We start from the raw sequence: 13,209 nt of genomic DNA on the forward strand, positions 1-13,209 counted from the left end.
CGTCACGACGTTTTCCGGGGGAGCTTCGGTGCCGGGGACGCTGTCTGTGCCGAGTGGCTGAGCAGGCGGGTCAGGCACCTGGTCGGTCACTCAGCTGCGCCAGCTGCTCGACCAGCCACGGGCTCAGGGCCCACGGGGCAGCCGCGGCGGCGGCGGAGAGCTCACCGGGGGTCACCCACCGCAGGTCCATCACCTCGTCGGGGTTGGGGTGAGGCTGCTGCGAGGTCCGGGCGGTGAAGACGGGACATACCTCGTTCTCGACCGTGCCGGAGGCGTCGACGGCTCTATAGCGGAAGGTGGGGAGCAGCGGTTGCAGGTCGGTGACCTCCAGACCCAGCTCGTGCCGGGCATGCCGGCGCACGGCATCGGCCGGGTCCTCGCCGGGGCGCGGATGACCGCAGAAGGCGTTGGTCCACACCCCCGGCCAGGTGCGCTTGGTGAGAGCACGCCGGGTCAGCAGCACCCGGCCCTGCTCGTCATAGAGGTGGCAGGAGAAGGCCAGGTGCAGCGGCGTGTCCTCGTGGTGCACCGTCGCCCGGGGAGCAGAACCGATGGGTGTGAGGTCCTCGTCCAGCAGGATGACCTCGTCGGGGAGGTCGCCGAGTCCAGGGTCGTCGTCGGTCGGAGTCGTCGGGTGTGTCACGTGGTGGCCTTTCGGAGGGGGCGTCGGTCTGGACGCGTGAACGTGTCTGCCCATCGCTGCCAGGGCGGGATGTCCTGCCAGTTGACCCGCAGTGTGCGCAGGGCGCGGGTCATGCGGCGCCGTCGCTGGACGGCGCCCCGCAGGGACCGCATGGAGACGCCCACGGTCATGGAGGGGACCAGGTCGATCCGCGCGGCAGGGCCCAGCACCAGGGCGAGATCCATGTCGTCGTGCAGCTCGCGGTCGTCGCGGTGCACCGCCGCTGACGCCTGCTGCCAGGCGTCACGGCGGATGGCCATCGACGACCCCCACAGCACATGGTGCCCGGCCGCGAGCAGGCCGAGCGCGTAGTAGCTGCCCAGGTAGGCGACGGACAGGAGGTGCCCTAGTCCCCGCGGTGCATCGTGGAAGACGCCCACCCCACTGACGGCGACGGTGCCGGGCCGGCGGTCCAGGGCTCGGACGACCTGCTCGACCCACGCCCTGGACGGCAGCGAGTCCGCGTCGAGCCGTGCGATCACCGAGCCGGTGGCCGCGTCATAGCCCGTGGCGGCCGCCGCGGGGATGCCTACCGAGGGCTCGGTGACGACCCGTGCGCCGTGGGCGAGCGCGACTGCCACGGAGTCGTCGCTCGAGGCGTTGTCGACCACGACGACCTCCAGCGGTGCCACGGTCTGGCGGGCCAGGGCCTGCAGGCACCGCTCCAGACGCCGGGCGTCGTTGCGCACCGGGATCACCACGCTCACGTCACTCATCGTCGTCCTCAGCCACTGCTCCCAGCGTCGCACCGGCCAGTGCCGATCCCACCGTCCCGGCCGCGAGGTCACCCACCGTGTCGTCATAACCCACGCCGATGGCGTCGTTGAGATACGTGTAGCCGAACCATTCGCCAACCTCCCAGATTACGCCGAGGAGCGCCCCGACGCCGGCGGTCACGATGATCGCGCCCAGCCGGGACATCAGCGGGGCGACGGCCCGGTAACGCACCATGACCAGCACGGCCACGAGGGCGAGCAACCCGTTGGCAACGGCATGGACGAGCAGGTCGAGCCCGGGCACTTTGACGTACCAGTCGAGGGTGGCGGCCCAGGCTCCCAGGATGAGGGTCGCTCCGGTGGCGGCCTGCACGACACCGGACAACCCGGCCACCCGGGGCACCGTCACGCCGAGCAGGACGAGGGCAAAGACCGCGACGACGACACCGTCCCACCAGAACGCGGCCAGGAAGGAGACGATGGCGACGCCCGCGACGAGATCGGTCGCCACCCTGGCCCACCGAGGGCCGGGCACCAGGAGCTCAGGAGGCAAGGCTGATCCAGATGAACAGCTGGGTGACCAGGAAGCCAGTGACCAGGTTGAGCCAGATGAAGCGTCGCCACCCGGCGTTGGCCTGCTCGCAGTCCGCATCTGCCAGCCCGAGGTAGGGGGCGACGCTGGCGGCATACGGCAGGACCAGCAGGGCCGCGAGCCCTCCCGGCCACCCGGTGAGCAGCAGGATGACCCCCGCCGCCAGATAGCCCACGAAGGCCGCTCGCACCGTGCGCGCGGCCCCCAGCCAGGTCGCGACGGAGGAGATGTCGGCGGCGCGGTCGGCCTGGATGTCCTGGACCGCACCGAAGGCCTGGGACGCCATGCCCCAGACAAAGAATGCCGCCAGGGCAGCCAGGACTGGCGGCGAGAACGTGGCGTCCGCCAGGGCCAGGCCGAACACGGCCGGGCTGACGAAGTGGGTGCTGGACGTGGCCGAGTCCAGGACCGGCCGCTCCTTGAAGCGCAGGCCCGGTGCCGAGTAGGCGACCACCGCGAAGACGCTGACGGCCAGGATGATGGTGGACCGCAGGTCGCCCCACAGCACCAGGACGACCACGAACGGCAGGTTGGTCACGGCTGCGGCCCACAGGGTCAGCCGGTGCCAGCGCCGCGACAGGATCACGCCCTCCAGCCCTCCCTTGCGGGGGTTGCGCAGGTCGGACTCGTAGTCGAAGACGTCGTTGACGCCATACATCAGCAGGTTGTAGGGAATCAGGAACCACAGGGTGCCGACCACCAGCGCGGGGGTGATCCCGCCACCTGACATGAGGTATGCCGCGGCGAACGGATAGGCGGTGTTGACCCAGCTCACCGGGCGGGAGGAGCCGACGAGCTGACGCACGGCCGCCACGGCCGGGGGACCGGACGTGGCGGAGGCCGAACTGGTGGCCGTCATGTGATCCCCTCTCTGTGGATCAGCAGCTCGCGCAGGGCCGGCAGCAGCAGTCCGGCTGCCACGGGCCAGGCGAGGTCCTCGACAGGAGCGTGCCACAGCCGCACCCCGAGGAGGGACTCCTCGTTGAAACGGAACAGGTCCGCCTGGATCATCAAGCTGTCGAACACGACGGTCAGGACGAGGAGGATGCCGATGGTGATGCCGGTGGCCAGCCACCACCGGGTGGTCAGGCGGCAACGGACCGAGGCGAGCACGGCCACCGCGCCACACGCGGCCACGAAGACCCCCGCGAGGGCTGCATAGCTCATCGTGCGCCCTCCCCGACCCGTGCGAGGCACAGCTCGACCAGCCCGCGGAGCACCAGCGTGACGTAGCACAGGAAGGTGATGAAGAGCAGCTCCTCGACCGGCAGCTCGGGCGCGAGCATGAGGCCGGTCATCGCCGCACTGTCCCCGCGGTGATAGAAGCCGAGGGAGATCGCGGCGACGTCCCACAGCAGGAACACGACGATGCCGGTGGCCAGGACGAGCAGGGAGCGGCGGCGGTCCCGCCACAGGACCAGGTTGAAGCGCCTGTCCAGCAGAGCCATGCACGCCGTCGCCGCCAGGAGCACGCCGGCGTAGGCCAGCCCGCTCACGGTGCCTCGCTCAGGGGTCCGGTCCTGGTCGGCACGGGTGAGGGACCAGTCGACGTGTCGCCGCGCAGGTGCTTGAGCACCAGCTCGGCGCTGATCAGGCACATGGGGAGGCCGATCCCGGGGATCGTGCTCGCGCCGGCATAGAGCAGGCCGTCCACGTGGCGCGACCGGTTGCGGGAGCGGAACATCGCGCTCTGCCTCAGCGTGTGACTCGGTCCGAGCATGCCGCCCTGCCATGCCGACAGGTCCGCGGCAAAGTCGCCCGGCCCGATGGTGTGGCGCACCACGATCCGCTCGGCCAGGTCCGGGATGCCCGCCCACTCGGCCACCTGGGTGATGGCCGCGTCAGCGACCCGCTCGATGACCGGGTCTCCTGCTCCGTGTGCACCACCGCGGCCCAGCGTCGGGTCGGCTGGGACCGGGACGAGCACGAAGAGGTTCTCATGGCCCTTGGGGGCGACGCCGGAGTCCGTGGCCGACGGCTTGCAGACGTAGACCGACGCCGGGGTCGGCACGCGCCCACCGAAGATCGCGTCGAAGTTTGCGTGCCAGTCGTGGGTGAAGAACAGGGAGTGGTGGGGCAGCTGCGGGAGCTCACCCTGCACACCGAGGAGCACCAGCACGGCTCCCGGCCCGGAGACCTGTGTGTCCCAGTATTTCTGGGGATAGGTGCGCAGCTCGTGGGGGAGCAGCTGTGTCTCGAGATGGTGCAGGTCACCCGCTCCGACCACGACATCGGCGTGGTGCTCGTGATCGAGACCGTCCGCGCCCCTCCAGCGCACGCCGGTCACCCGGGCACGGGGGCGCTGGAGCCGCGGAACGGGCAGGGCGCCGCGTCTTAGGCCGGTGGCCTGAGTGGTCACCGCGGTGACGGTCGCACCGGTGTGGATGCGCACGCCGCGCTCCGTGGCGAGTGCGGCGATGACCTCGATGAGACGGGCGAAGCCACCCTGGGGATACATCACGCCCCCCGTCAGGTCCAGGGCACTCATCAGGTGATAGAGACTCGGCGCGCGGTCGGGGGAGGAGCCCAGGAACACCGCTGGGTAGCCGAGGACCTGGCGCAGCCGCACGTCGCTGAAGCGTGCCGCCACAAAGCTCTCCAACGAGCGGGCGAGCTGGGGCAGCAGACGTGGCAACCGCCGGGCGACGTCGGGGGAGGCCTGGGCCAGTGCAGAGGTGAAGTTGGTGTAGAGGAAGTGGCGCAGTGCGATGGCATAGGCCTCCCGCGAGGAGTCGAGGTAGGCCGCCAGGGCACTGCCCGCCCCCGACTCGATCTGCTCGAAGGCCGCCAGGTTGGCCGCGGTGTCCGCCATGACGTCCAGGTGCGGCGGTGGCTCGGTCCCAGACTCGCCCTCGAAGAAGACCCGGTAGGCAGGGTCGAGCACCTGCAGGTCGAGCTGCTCCTCCATCGAGGATCCCAGGAGCTGGAAGAAGTGGTCGAACACCTCGGGCATCAGCAGCCACGACGGCCCGGTGTCGAAGCGGAATCCGTCGACCGTTCGCGAACCTGCCCGGCCGCCGACCTCCGGCTGCTGCTCGAACAGGTCGACGTCGTGCCCGTCGGCAGCCAGGAGTGCAGCAGAGGCCAGGCCGGCGATCCCGCCGCCGATCACCGCGATCCTGGTGGGAGCCGGAGTCACCGAGCCACCAGTGCGCTACGCGCCACGATCTGTGCCTTGACCAGGTCTGGCACGCGCACCCGCTCACGGGAGATCTGCGCGGCCGGTGTCGCACGCAACCGGGCCGACAGGGCGGCAAAGAGCGCGTGCGCTGCGTGGACGGCACGCCGGCTGCTGGGCGGCAGCCGGGAGATGGCGAGGGCCGCTGTGCGGAGGTCGGCGTCGATGTCGTCCAGGAGCAGGTCACGCTCACGGTCGGTGAAGGTGCCCAGGTCGATCCCGGGAAAGTAGGTCCGGCCGAGCAGGTCCTGGTCCGCCCGGAGGTCGCGCAGGAAGTTGACCTTCTGGAACGCGGCACCCAGACGTCGTGCCCCGGGCGCCAGGTCGTGATAGGCCTCGTGGTCCCCGCCAACAAACACCCGCAGACACATCAGACCCACCACCTCGGCGGAGCCGTAGACATAGCCGGACAGACTCTGCTGGTCGTGGACCGTCACGGACAGGTCGGCGCGCATCGAGTCGAAGAACGGGTCAATGAGGTCAGCGCCGATGTGGTGCTCGGCTGCGGTCAGCGCGAAGGCATGCACGACCAGGTTGGCGCTCCCGCCTGCCTCGATGGCCCGGTGGGTCTCGTCCTGCAGCCCGTCCAGCAGCCGGGACCGCTGGTCTGCGTCCCAGGGCTGCTGGTCGTCGTCCACGAGCTCGTCCGCGACGCGGACCAGGGCATAGATGCACCGCACGTGGGTGCGGACGGGTTCGTGGAGCAGCCGGGTCGCCCACCCGAAGGATGTGGAGTAGTGCTCGATCACGGCAGCGGCGCTAGCCCGCGCGGCGTTGTCGTATGACGTCAAGGGGGGATGTGGCCTTCGCCGGGGGGGCAGGGGCATCATGCGGCTCCTCGCGCGCTTTCGTGGGCGGATGCCACGGTCTCGTCGGAGGGCCTGAGCGTAGCGGACCGGACCAGCAGCAGCTCGGTCATCGCGGCCATGGTGGCTGCCGCCCGGTCGGGCAGGGCGGCAGAGGACGCAAGGGCGGCATCACGCAGCGCCCCCACGTGGGTCTCCACCGCGTCCCGGGCGCCACTGACCACCAGCAGGTCGCGGGCCCGCTGGGCACCCTGGGGCGACAGGTCGGGGTCTCCGACGAGGGTCTCGAGCTGCTCCCACAACGGGGTTGAGCGGGCCGCGACGATGAGGGCGGTGCACTTGCCCTCCCGCAGGTCGCAGAGCGGGTCCTTGCCGGTCTCCTCGACCGGGGCGAAGACACCGTCCAGGTCGTCGCGCAGCTGGAAGGCGATGCCCAGGGCCCTGCCGGCCTGCGTGAGGGCGTGCACCACCTCGTCATCGGCGCCGGCGAGGATCGCGGCCGCCTGCATCGGCAGCTGGAAGGAGTAGGCGGCGGTCTTCCACTCGGCGATGTCGAGCGCCTCGACCATCGACGCGTCTGCGCTCAGGCTCACCCGCACGTCCGCCAGCTCCCCGGCGGCGCTGCGGTGGAGGACCTCCTCCAGCAGGTCGAGGAGACGGGCCACCACCGTGGGACGAGCGCCGCACAGGGCGATCTCACGGACAGCCCCGGCAAGCGCCAGATCACCGGCCAGGATGCCGGCCGCCTCCCCATAGTGCCGGGCCGGGCCCGCAGCCGCACCGGACGCGGTCGCGCGGTCTGTGAACGTCCCGGTGATGTTGGGTCTCCCGCGCCGGACGCCGTCCCCGTCGATGACGTCGTCGTGGATCACAAACGCCGTGTGCAACAGCTCGACCGCGTCACCGACGCGGGCCGCGACCTCGTGGTCCGTCCCGCCGAGCGCGGCATACAGGCCGGTGAGCAGAGCCGGACGGAACCTCTTGCCGCCCTCGGTCTGCTGCTGCAGCGTCTGCCAGAGCACCCGGTCGTGCTCGTCCACGACCTGTGCGTGACCGGTCGCGAAGAAGCGCTGATGGGCCGAGGCGGAGCGGGGCGCAGGATCGGGGGCGACGGCGGTCTCGGGCGCTGAGACCGCCGGGGGAGTGGTGACTCGCCGCGTCGTGACGGCAGTTGGTCTGGTCATGGTGGCTCATCTCGTGCGTCGGGGACCGGAAGTCCGGTGTGTCGCCTAGAGCAAGCATGCACCATAGACAAACATATGACAAACACTAGACACACTCGGCGCGTCGATCCTGAGGACGCCCGCGCGTCAGCGCGCGGGGCGGACCTTGACCGCCACTTCGCGCGCCGCTTGCACCACGGAGTGAGGCAGCAGGATGCCCTCGACGGCCTCGGCCTTCGCAGCGCCACCGCCGACGAAGACCAGCAGTCCTGGATACAGCTCGCGCAGCCGCCGGACCACCGTGACCGCCGGCGCGGCGTCTCGGGGCGTCGGCGCGGACAGGACGACGCCTGCAGGAGCGAGGCGTCCGACGGCGTGGACCCAGCTGTCGACCGGGAGGTCGCTGCCCAGCCAGCGCACGTCGGCTCCCAGCCTGCGCAGGCAGGTGGCGAAGGAGAGGGACCCCAGCGCGTGCAGAGAGCCTGGTGGGAGGCCGACCAGCACCACGGGCCCCTCGAGCGCGGTGCCGGCGGCCTCGAAGGCCTGGCTCAACCGAGCCTGCACGGCCCCGCTGACGAAGTGCTCGCCGGCCACGTCGATCCGGCCGTCGACCCAGGCCTCACCCAGCTCGGTGAGGGCTGGGAGCAGCCAGTGCTCCACCACGGACTCGAACGAGCCGGCCGCAAAGGCGCGGTCCAGGAGCCGGTCCAGCTCACCGCCGTCCAGGGACCGGGCGGGGGAGACCAGTGCCTCGAGTGCGGGCGAGGCGCTGTCCGGGGGCAGGGCCGGCAGCGTGACCCCCGGTGCGTCGCGACCGCCAGCAGTGCTGGCCCCCACCGCGGCGTTGGCGTCGGTGCCCGTGACGACCTCCGGGCGGGCGTGGGAGGCCCGGACCTGCTCCGCGGCGAGTGAGGCGGGCGCGCCGGTCTCGACGAGCTGGACCATCATCCGGAGCCGGGCGAGGTCGGCGTCGTCATAAAGGCGATAGCCCGACTCGCTGCGCGTCGGGGACACCACGCCATAGCGCCGCTCCCAGGCTCGCAACCGGTCGGGGCCGATCCCGGTTAGGGCACTGACCTGCTTGACCGTGTAGGGCACGGGCCTCACCTCCTGAGGCATAGCCTATCCGGTCTTTGGACAAACCTTGGACCGCGGCGCAGACGGCGCGTCCGAGAGGACTCAGAGATCCTGCGGGCCAGCCTCGTGTCCGGAGCGGCCGTGGGTGCGCCGCCGCTGCTTCATCTCGGCCTCGTAGACGTGCCGCCGACCCTGGGTCATCGCGTCACGGACCGCACGGTCCAGCTCCCGAGCGGCCGTCCAGTAGCCGTCGTCGAAGTCCTCGACCAGCTGGAAGCTCCAGCGCCCGGCAACCACGTTGAGGCCGATCAGCTCTTCGCGCAGGCGCCCCGCCAGGTCTTCGTGACCGCTGGCGACCAGCTGGTCAGCGCCCTCACCGAAGCCCAGGTCGGCCGCGCCGATGAGCTGATGGAAGGAGTAGAGGTGTCCGCGGGCCCGCTCGATCTTCTCCAGCGCCTCGCTCACCGTGCCCGCTGCCTCGATCTCTGCGTCGGTCGCCGTGGCGGGTCGGGAGTGCTCCGGGTCCAGGTCGAGACCGGTGTCGTCGGTGTCCATGCGTTCCAACGTAGACCGACTCAACCCGGCCTGCCGGTCCGCAAGGACGGGGTCTGGCGCCCACGCGCGCTCAGGAGGTGGCGGACCTGCCAGTCTCGTAGCGCCGCAGGGCCTCCACCCGCTCCTCGGCATGGTCGACAATGCGTCGTGGGTAGCCGTGGGTGTAGCCCTCGGGGTGTGCCCAGGGTTGGTGCACAGCGGGGCCCGGCAGGTGCGCGAGCTCGGGCACCCAGCGGCGCACGTAGTCACCGTCGGGATCAAAACGCTCACCCTGCCGGACGGGACTGAACACGCGGAAGTAGGGTGCCGCGTCCGTCCCGGTCCCAGCTACCCACTGCCACCCGTGGTTGTTGGAGGCGACATCACCGTCGATGAGGTGGTCCAGGAACCACCGCGCACCGACCGGCCACCACACGTGCAGGTCCTTGGTGAGGAAGCTCGCGGTGATCATCCGCAACCGGTTGTGCATCCACCCGGTGGCCAGCAGCTGACGCATCCCTGCGTCGACGAAGGGATAGCCGGTGTGTCCCGACCTCCAGGCCGCCACCGCGTCCTCGGGCTCGTCGTAGGACAGCCCCGCCAGCTGTGGCCGCAGGTCTCGCCAGGCGCTGTCGGGCCGGTGCCACAGCACGTCGGCATAGAACTCGCGCCAGGCGAGCTCGGTGACAAACCGTGCGGCACCGGGCGCGGTCTCATCCTCCAGGTCGGCCAGCAACGTGCGCGGGTGCACCGCACCGACCTTGAGGTATGCCGACAGCTGGCTGGTGCCGTCAAGGTCCGGCCGGTCCCGGGCCTGGTCATAGGCGGCGAGGTCCTGGTCCAGGAAGGTGCGCCAGCGGGTCAGCGCGGCACGCTCACCGGCGTCTGGAAGGGCCGGCAGGTCGTCCTCGGCCAGGGCCTCGTCCAGGAGGCGCTCACCCTCATCGTCACTGGCGAGGTCGACCAGGTCGAGGCGACGCGGGTTGGCAGCGGGCGCGGCCCACCCGTGCTCGCGCCAGGCCCGGGCGAAGGGAGTGAACACCTTGTAGGGGTCACCGGTGCCGTTGCGGACCAGGCCCGGCCCGACGGCATACGGCGTCCCGGACTCGACCCAGCGAGTCCCTGCTGCCGCGACGGCTTCGCTGACGTCCGCATCGCGACGCACGCCGAAGGGGGTGGTCTCCCGGCTGACGTGGACGGACGCGGCCCCCACCTCGGAGACCACGGCAGGCAGCACCTCGCGGGGGTTGCCGACGCGCACCGCAAGGCGGTCGTCATACTCCTCTCGAGCTGCGCGGAGGCTGGCCGCGACCCAGGCCCGGCGCACGGCACCGGAGCGGCTCCACAGCGCGGGGTCGAGCACGAAGACCACCGCCACGTCGGTGCCCGGAGTCTCGCCCCGAGCTGACAGCAGCGCCGGATGGTCACGCCGACGCAGGTCTCGCCTGAGCCAGAGGAGCGATGTCATGCGCATATCGTAGGCCCGCCGTGAGCACAGTGGACAAGCTTTTGACAAACATTTGACAAACCTGAATCCAAACGGGGGTTCTCGCCCGTAGTGGTAGGTGAGGACGGAATCGATCCGCCCCAGACCCAAGGAGCAGTCACCATGCGCAAGACCACCACCCTCGCCCTGATGACCGGCGTCACCGCCGTCGCCTTCGCCGCTCCTGCCGCGGCAGACGGGCACGAGTCCACCGTCTCTGTCCTGCACGGCGTGCCCGGGCTGACCGTCGACGTGTATGTCAACGGCGAGGAGGCCATTCCGGACTTCGAGCCCGGCACGCTCACCGACCCGATGATGATGGCCGCGGGCAGCTATGACATCGACATCTATGCCGATGGGGACACGCCCGACACCGCTGAGCCGGCACTGTCCGCATCAGGCCTGGAGGTCCCCGGTGGCGCCAACCTCACCCTCGCAGCACACCTGGGTGAGGACGGGACGCCGATGCTGAGTGCTTTCGTCAACGATGTGTCGCAGACTGCCGCGGGCGAGGCTCGCCTGACCGTCCGGCACGCGGCCGCGGCTCCGGCCGTGGATGTGCGCGCTGGCGGCACCCCCGTCATCGAAGGCCTGACCAACCCGAACGAGGAGGTCCTTGACCTGCCCGCCGGCACTGTTTCTGCCGACGTCGTGCTCGGGGGCACCGAGGACGTCGTCCTCGGCCCGGCCGACCTCAACCTGGCCGAGGGGACCAACACGATCGTCTATGCCTGGGGCTCAGCTGCTGACGCCAACCTCGACCTGGCCGTGCAGACCATCGACGGCCTGCACAGCGCCCCGGAGGGCGTGCCGTCCGGTCAGGGTGGCCTGGCCGACAACGGCGCACTGATGGTCCTCGCCCTCGCGGGCGTGGCCGGCGCGGTCGTGGCCGGCCGTAGCATCGTCCGCTCCGAGCGGGTCTGAGCCCATGGGCCGTGCCACCGCCCATCGACGTCACCGGGTCAGCCTCGTCGCGGTTGTCGTGACACTGGCCAGCCTGGTGCTCGTCGGCTGGGCGGTGCGCGGCCTCATGCAGGACACGGTGCCGGCCACTGCCGACTTCGGGTCTTCATCGGTCTTAGAGCCGGTGACTGGCCAGGAGTCCGTCGGTGGCAACGGGCCGTCCCCGGGGGCGGACACCTCCACCGCCACCGGCTCCCCTTCGCCGTCGGCCACCCCTTCCGCGGCGGAGGGGAGCACCACGCCGGGCCGCTCCGCGGCGTCCCTGCCCACCGTGAGGGAGCAGGCGCTGCCGGTGCGGCTCCTGGTCCCCGCACTCGATCTCGACATGGAGCTGGATGCTGTCGGAGTCACGCCGGACGGGCAGATGGAGGTCCCGGAGGACCCCGACCGGGCCGGCTGGTACCGCCACGGTCCTGCCCCCGGTAACGACCTGGGTTCGGTCGTCCTGGCGGGCCACATCGATGACGCAGCCGGGCCTGGTCCGTTCTTCAGACTGACCGAGGCACGCGAAGGCGTCGAGGTGGTGGTCGAGCTCTCCGATGGGACGAGCACGGCATACCGCATGGTCGGCGGTGAGCAGGTCGCCAAGTCCGACCTCGCCGTCGACGAGCTCTTCCGCCGCGACGGCGACCCCGTGCTGCGACTGGTCACCTGCACTGGTGACTGGTCACCGCGTGCCGGGCACTACACCGACAACCTCGTCATCACTGCCGAGCCCGTCCGATGAGTGCCCACCTCCTAGAGTGACTGCATGACCGATGCGCACACTGCGGACGCGGCGATCGCAACAGCATGGACCCACGGGGCGGAGGACGCTCTCGAGCGGGCCTACACGCGCTGGAGTCCTCTGGTCCACGGCCTCGCCCGCAAGGCGGTCGGTCCCGTGGACGCCGAGGACATCACCCAGCAGGTCTTCCTCTCGGCCTGGCGCGGCAGGGACACCTTCGACCCGGCACACGGTCCACTGGGTGCCTGGCTGGTCGGCATCACCCGGCGCGCTGTCGCCGACGTGCTGCGGCAACGCCACCGCACCGCGGAGGTGCCCGACCCCATGGAGGAGGACGCGATCGACGAGCAGTCGGTGGAGCTGGACCGCGACGACCTCCTGGCGGTCTATGAGGAGCTCGAGCGCATCGGCGACCCGCCGCGGCAGATCCTGCTGCTGGCCTATGTGCACGACAAGACTCAGAAGGAGATCGCCGAGCTGCTCCAGCTGCCGCTGGGGACCGTCAAGACCCACACGAACCGGACTCTCGCCCGGCTCCGAACCCTGATGGGAGCTGTCCAGTGAACCAGCACGGAACTGGCCCGGAGCAGCCGCCCGGGTCGCAGGGGTCCGCCACGGATGCGCAGACCGTTGAGCTGCTGCGTCGTGGCGGAGTCGTCGAGCACCCCCCGCCTGCTCACGTCTGGCCCTCGATCGTGGAGGCGCTGGGCAGCTCCCTCAACAGCGCACGCCAGTCGCGCGGCACCACGGGGGTAGGCGCTCGCGACCTGGCGCACGCCCGTCACGCCCGCAGCGGCGGGCGGGCGGGTTCCTGGGCCGGCAGCGGGGTGCGTCTGCTGGCCGCGGCAGCCGTCGGCGCGGTGGTGGCGTGGACCGGTGTCGCGCTCACAGACCGCGACCAGGCAGCAGAGGTTCTTGCCAGCGGAGAGCTCGTCCCGCTTGCGGACGGCGGGACCGGGGGCAGTGCCCAGGTGGTCGAGGTCGACGGGCACCAGCGGCTGCGGGTGCAGCTGAGCGCTGCGCCAGACGCGGCCGACGGCTACCTCGAGGTGTGGTTGCTCCGACCCGACGTGAGCGGCATGGTGACCCTGGGCGTGCTCGACGGGGACGAGGGCGAGTTCCTCCTGCCGGGCGGCATCGACCTGGCGGAGTTCGCCGTGGTGGACATCTCCCGGGAACACATGGACGGTGACCCGGGCCACGGGGGTGACAGCCTGGTGCGTGGGGAAGTCGGGTGACCCGGAGGCCGGACTCCGACGGGTGCGTCAGACCCGGCCCAACCACG

16 protein-coding genes are annotated in these 13,209 nt (G+C 70.9%); 4 read left to right on the forward strand and 12 right to left on the reverse strand.

The features are described 5' to 3' along the window. Positions 1-70: 70 nt before the first annotated feature. The 12 genes from idi to NF557_RS08695 all read right to left on the reverse strand — a co-directional run bounded on the left by idi (position 71) and on the right by NF557_RS08695 (position 10,216). Positions 71-643: an isopentenyl-diphosphate Delta-isomerase gene (gene idi, locus NF557_RS08640; RefSeq protein ID WP_252623842.1), complete on the reverse strand. Its 573-nt coding sequence runs from the start codon at positions 641-643 to the stop codon at positions 71-73. After that, positions 640-1,398 (reverse strand): glycosyltransferase family A protein, encoded by a 759-nt coding sequence (locus tag NF557_RS08645; RefSeq protein WP_252623843.1) that lies wholly within the window; start codon positions 1,396-1,398, stop codon positions 640-642. Before NF557_RS08645 ends, idi begins: the two co-directional genes overlap by 4 nt. Continuing rightward, entirely contained in the window at positions 1,391-1,909 is a 519-nt protein-coding gene (locus NF557_RS08650; RefSeq protein ID WP_252623844.1) for a DUF2238 domain-containing protein, read from the reverse strand. The genes NF557_RS08645 and NF557_RS08650 overlap by 8 nt, the downstream gene beginning before the upstream one ends. A gap of 31 nt (positions 1,910-1,940) precedes the next feature. After that, entirely contained in the window at positions 1,941-2,849 is a 909-nt protein-coding gene (locus NF557_RS08655; RefSeq protein WP_252623845.1) for a prenyltransferase, read from the reverse strand. Then, positions 2,846-3,157: a lycopene cyclase domain-containing protein gene (locus tag NF557_RS08660; RefSeq protein WP_252623846.1), complete on the reverse strand. Its 312-nt coding sequence runs from the start codon at positions 3,155-3,157 to the stop codon at positions 2,846-2,848. Before NF557_RS08660 ends, NF557_RS08655 begins: the two co-directional genes overlap by 4 nt. Continuing rightward, positions 3,154-3,486: a lycopene cyclase domain-containing protein gene (locus NF557_RS08665; RefSeq protein WP_252623847.1), complete on the reverse strand. Its 333-nt coding sequence runs from the start codon at positions 3,484-3,486 to the stop codon at positions 3,154-3,156. The genes NF557_RS08660 and NF557_RS08665 overlap by 4 nt, the downstream gene beginning before the upstream one ends. After that, on the reverse strand, positions 3,483-5,129 hold the full coding sequence (gene crtI, locus NF557_RS08670) for a phytoene desaturase family protein (protein WP_252623848.1): 1,647 nt from the start codon (positions 5,127-5,129) through the stop codon (positions 3,483-3,485). The genes NF557_RS08665 and crtI overlap by 4 nt, the downstream gene beginning before the upstream one ends. After that, positions 5,126-5,959, reverse strand: coding sequence for a phytoene/squalene synthase family protein (locus tag NF557_RS08675; protein ID WP_342454517.1), 834 nt, complete (start codon positions 5,957-5,959; stop codon positions 5,126-5,128). The genes crtI and NF557_RS08675 overlap by 4 nt, the downstream gene beginning before the upstream one ends. 35 nt (positions 5,960-5,994) lie before the next feature. Beyond that, on the reverse strand, positions 5,995-7,158 hold the full coding sequence (locus NF557_RS08680) for a polyprenyl synthetase family protein (protein WP_252623849.1): 1,164 nt from the start codon (positions 7,156-7,158) through the stop codon (positions 5,995-5,997). Between the two features lie 126 nt (positions 7,159-7,284). Then, the gene (locus NF557_RS08685; protein WP_252623850.1) at positions 7,285-8,235 is read right to left on the reverse strand and encodes a MerR family transcriptional regulator; all 951 of its coding nucleotides are present in this window, start codon (positions 8,233-8,235) and stop codon (positions 7,285-7,287) included. 81 nt (positions 8,236-8,316) lie between these two features. Beyond that, positions 8,317-8,769, reverse strand: a complete 453-nt coding sequence (locus tag NF557_RS08690) for a hypothetical protein (RefSeq protein ID WP_252623851.1) — start codon at positions 8,767-8,769, stop codon at positions 8,317-8,319. A 70-nt stretch (positions 8,770-8,839) separates the two neighbouring features. Further along, positions 8,840-10,216 (reverse strand): cryptochrome/photolyase family protein, encoded by a 1,377-nt coding sequence (locus tag NF557_RS08695; RefSeq protein WP_252623854.1) that lies wholly within the window; start codon positions 10,214-10,216, stop codon positions 8,840-8,842. A gap of 141 nt (positions 10,217-10,357) precedes the next feature. On the opposite strand from NF557_RS08695, the gene NF557_RS08700 reads away from it, so the two are divergent. The 4 genes from NF557_RS08700 to NF557_RS08715 are packed head-to-tail and all read left to right on the forward strand — an operon-like array spanning position 10,358 to position 13,162. Continuing rightward, complete coding sequence (locus tag NF557_RS08700; RefSeq protein WP_252618803.1) at positions 10,358-11,158, forward strand: DUF4397 domain-containing protein; 801 nt, start codon at positions 10,358-10,360, stop codon at positions 11,156-11,158. A gap of 4 nt (positions 11,159-11,162) precedes the next feature. Next, entirely contained in the window at positions 11,163-11,924 is a 762-nt protein-coding gene (locus NF557_RS08705) for a class F sortase (protein ID WP_252618805.1), read from the forward strand. 24 nt (positions 11,925-11,948) lie between these two features. Beyond that, positions 11,949-12,488 (forward strand): RNA polymerase sigma factor, encoded by a 540-nt coding sequence (locus NF557_RS08710; protein WP_252618807.1) that lies wholly within the window; start codon positions 11,949-11,951, stop codon positions 12,486-12,488. Next, positions 12,485-13,162 (forward strand): anti-sigma factor, encoded by a 678-nt coding sequence (locus tag NF557_RS08715; RefSeq protein WP_252618809.1) that lies wholly within the window; start codon positions 12,485-12,487, stop codon positions 13,160-13,162. Before NF557_RS08710 ends, NF557_RS08715 begins: the two co-directional genes overlap by 4 nt. Positions 13,163-13,209: the final 47 nt, after the last annotated feature.

The sequence above is a fragment of the Ornithinimicrobium cryptoxanthini genome (genome assembly GCF_023923205.1).
Lineage (GTDB): Bacteria > Actinomycetota > Actinomycetes > Actinomycetales > Dermatophilaceae > Ornithinicoccus > Ornithinicoccus cryptoxanthini.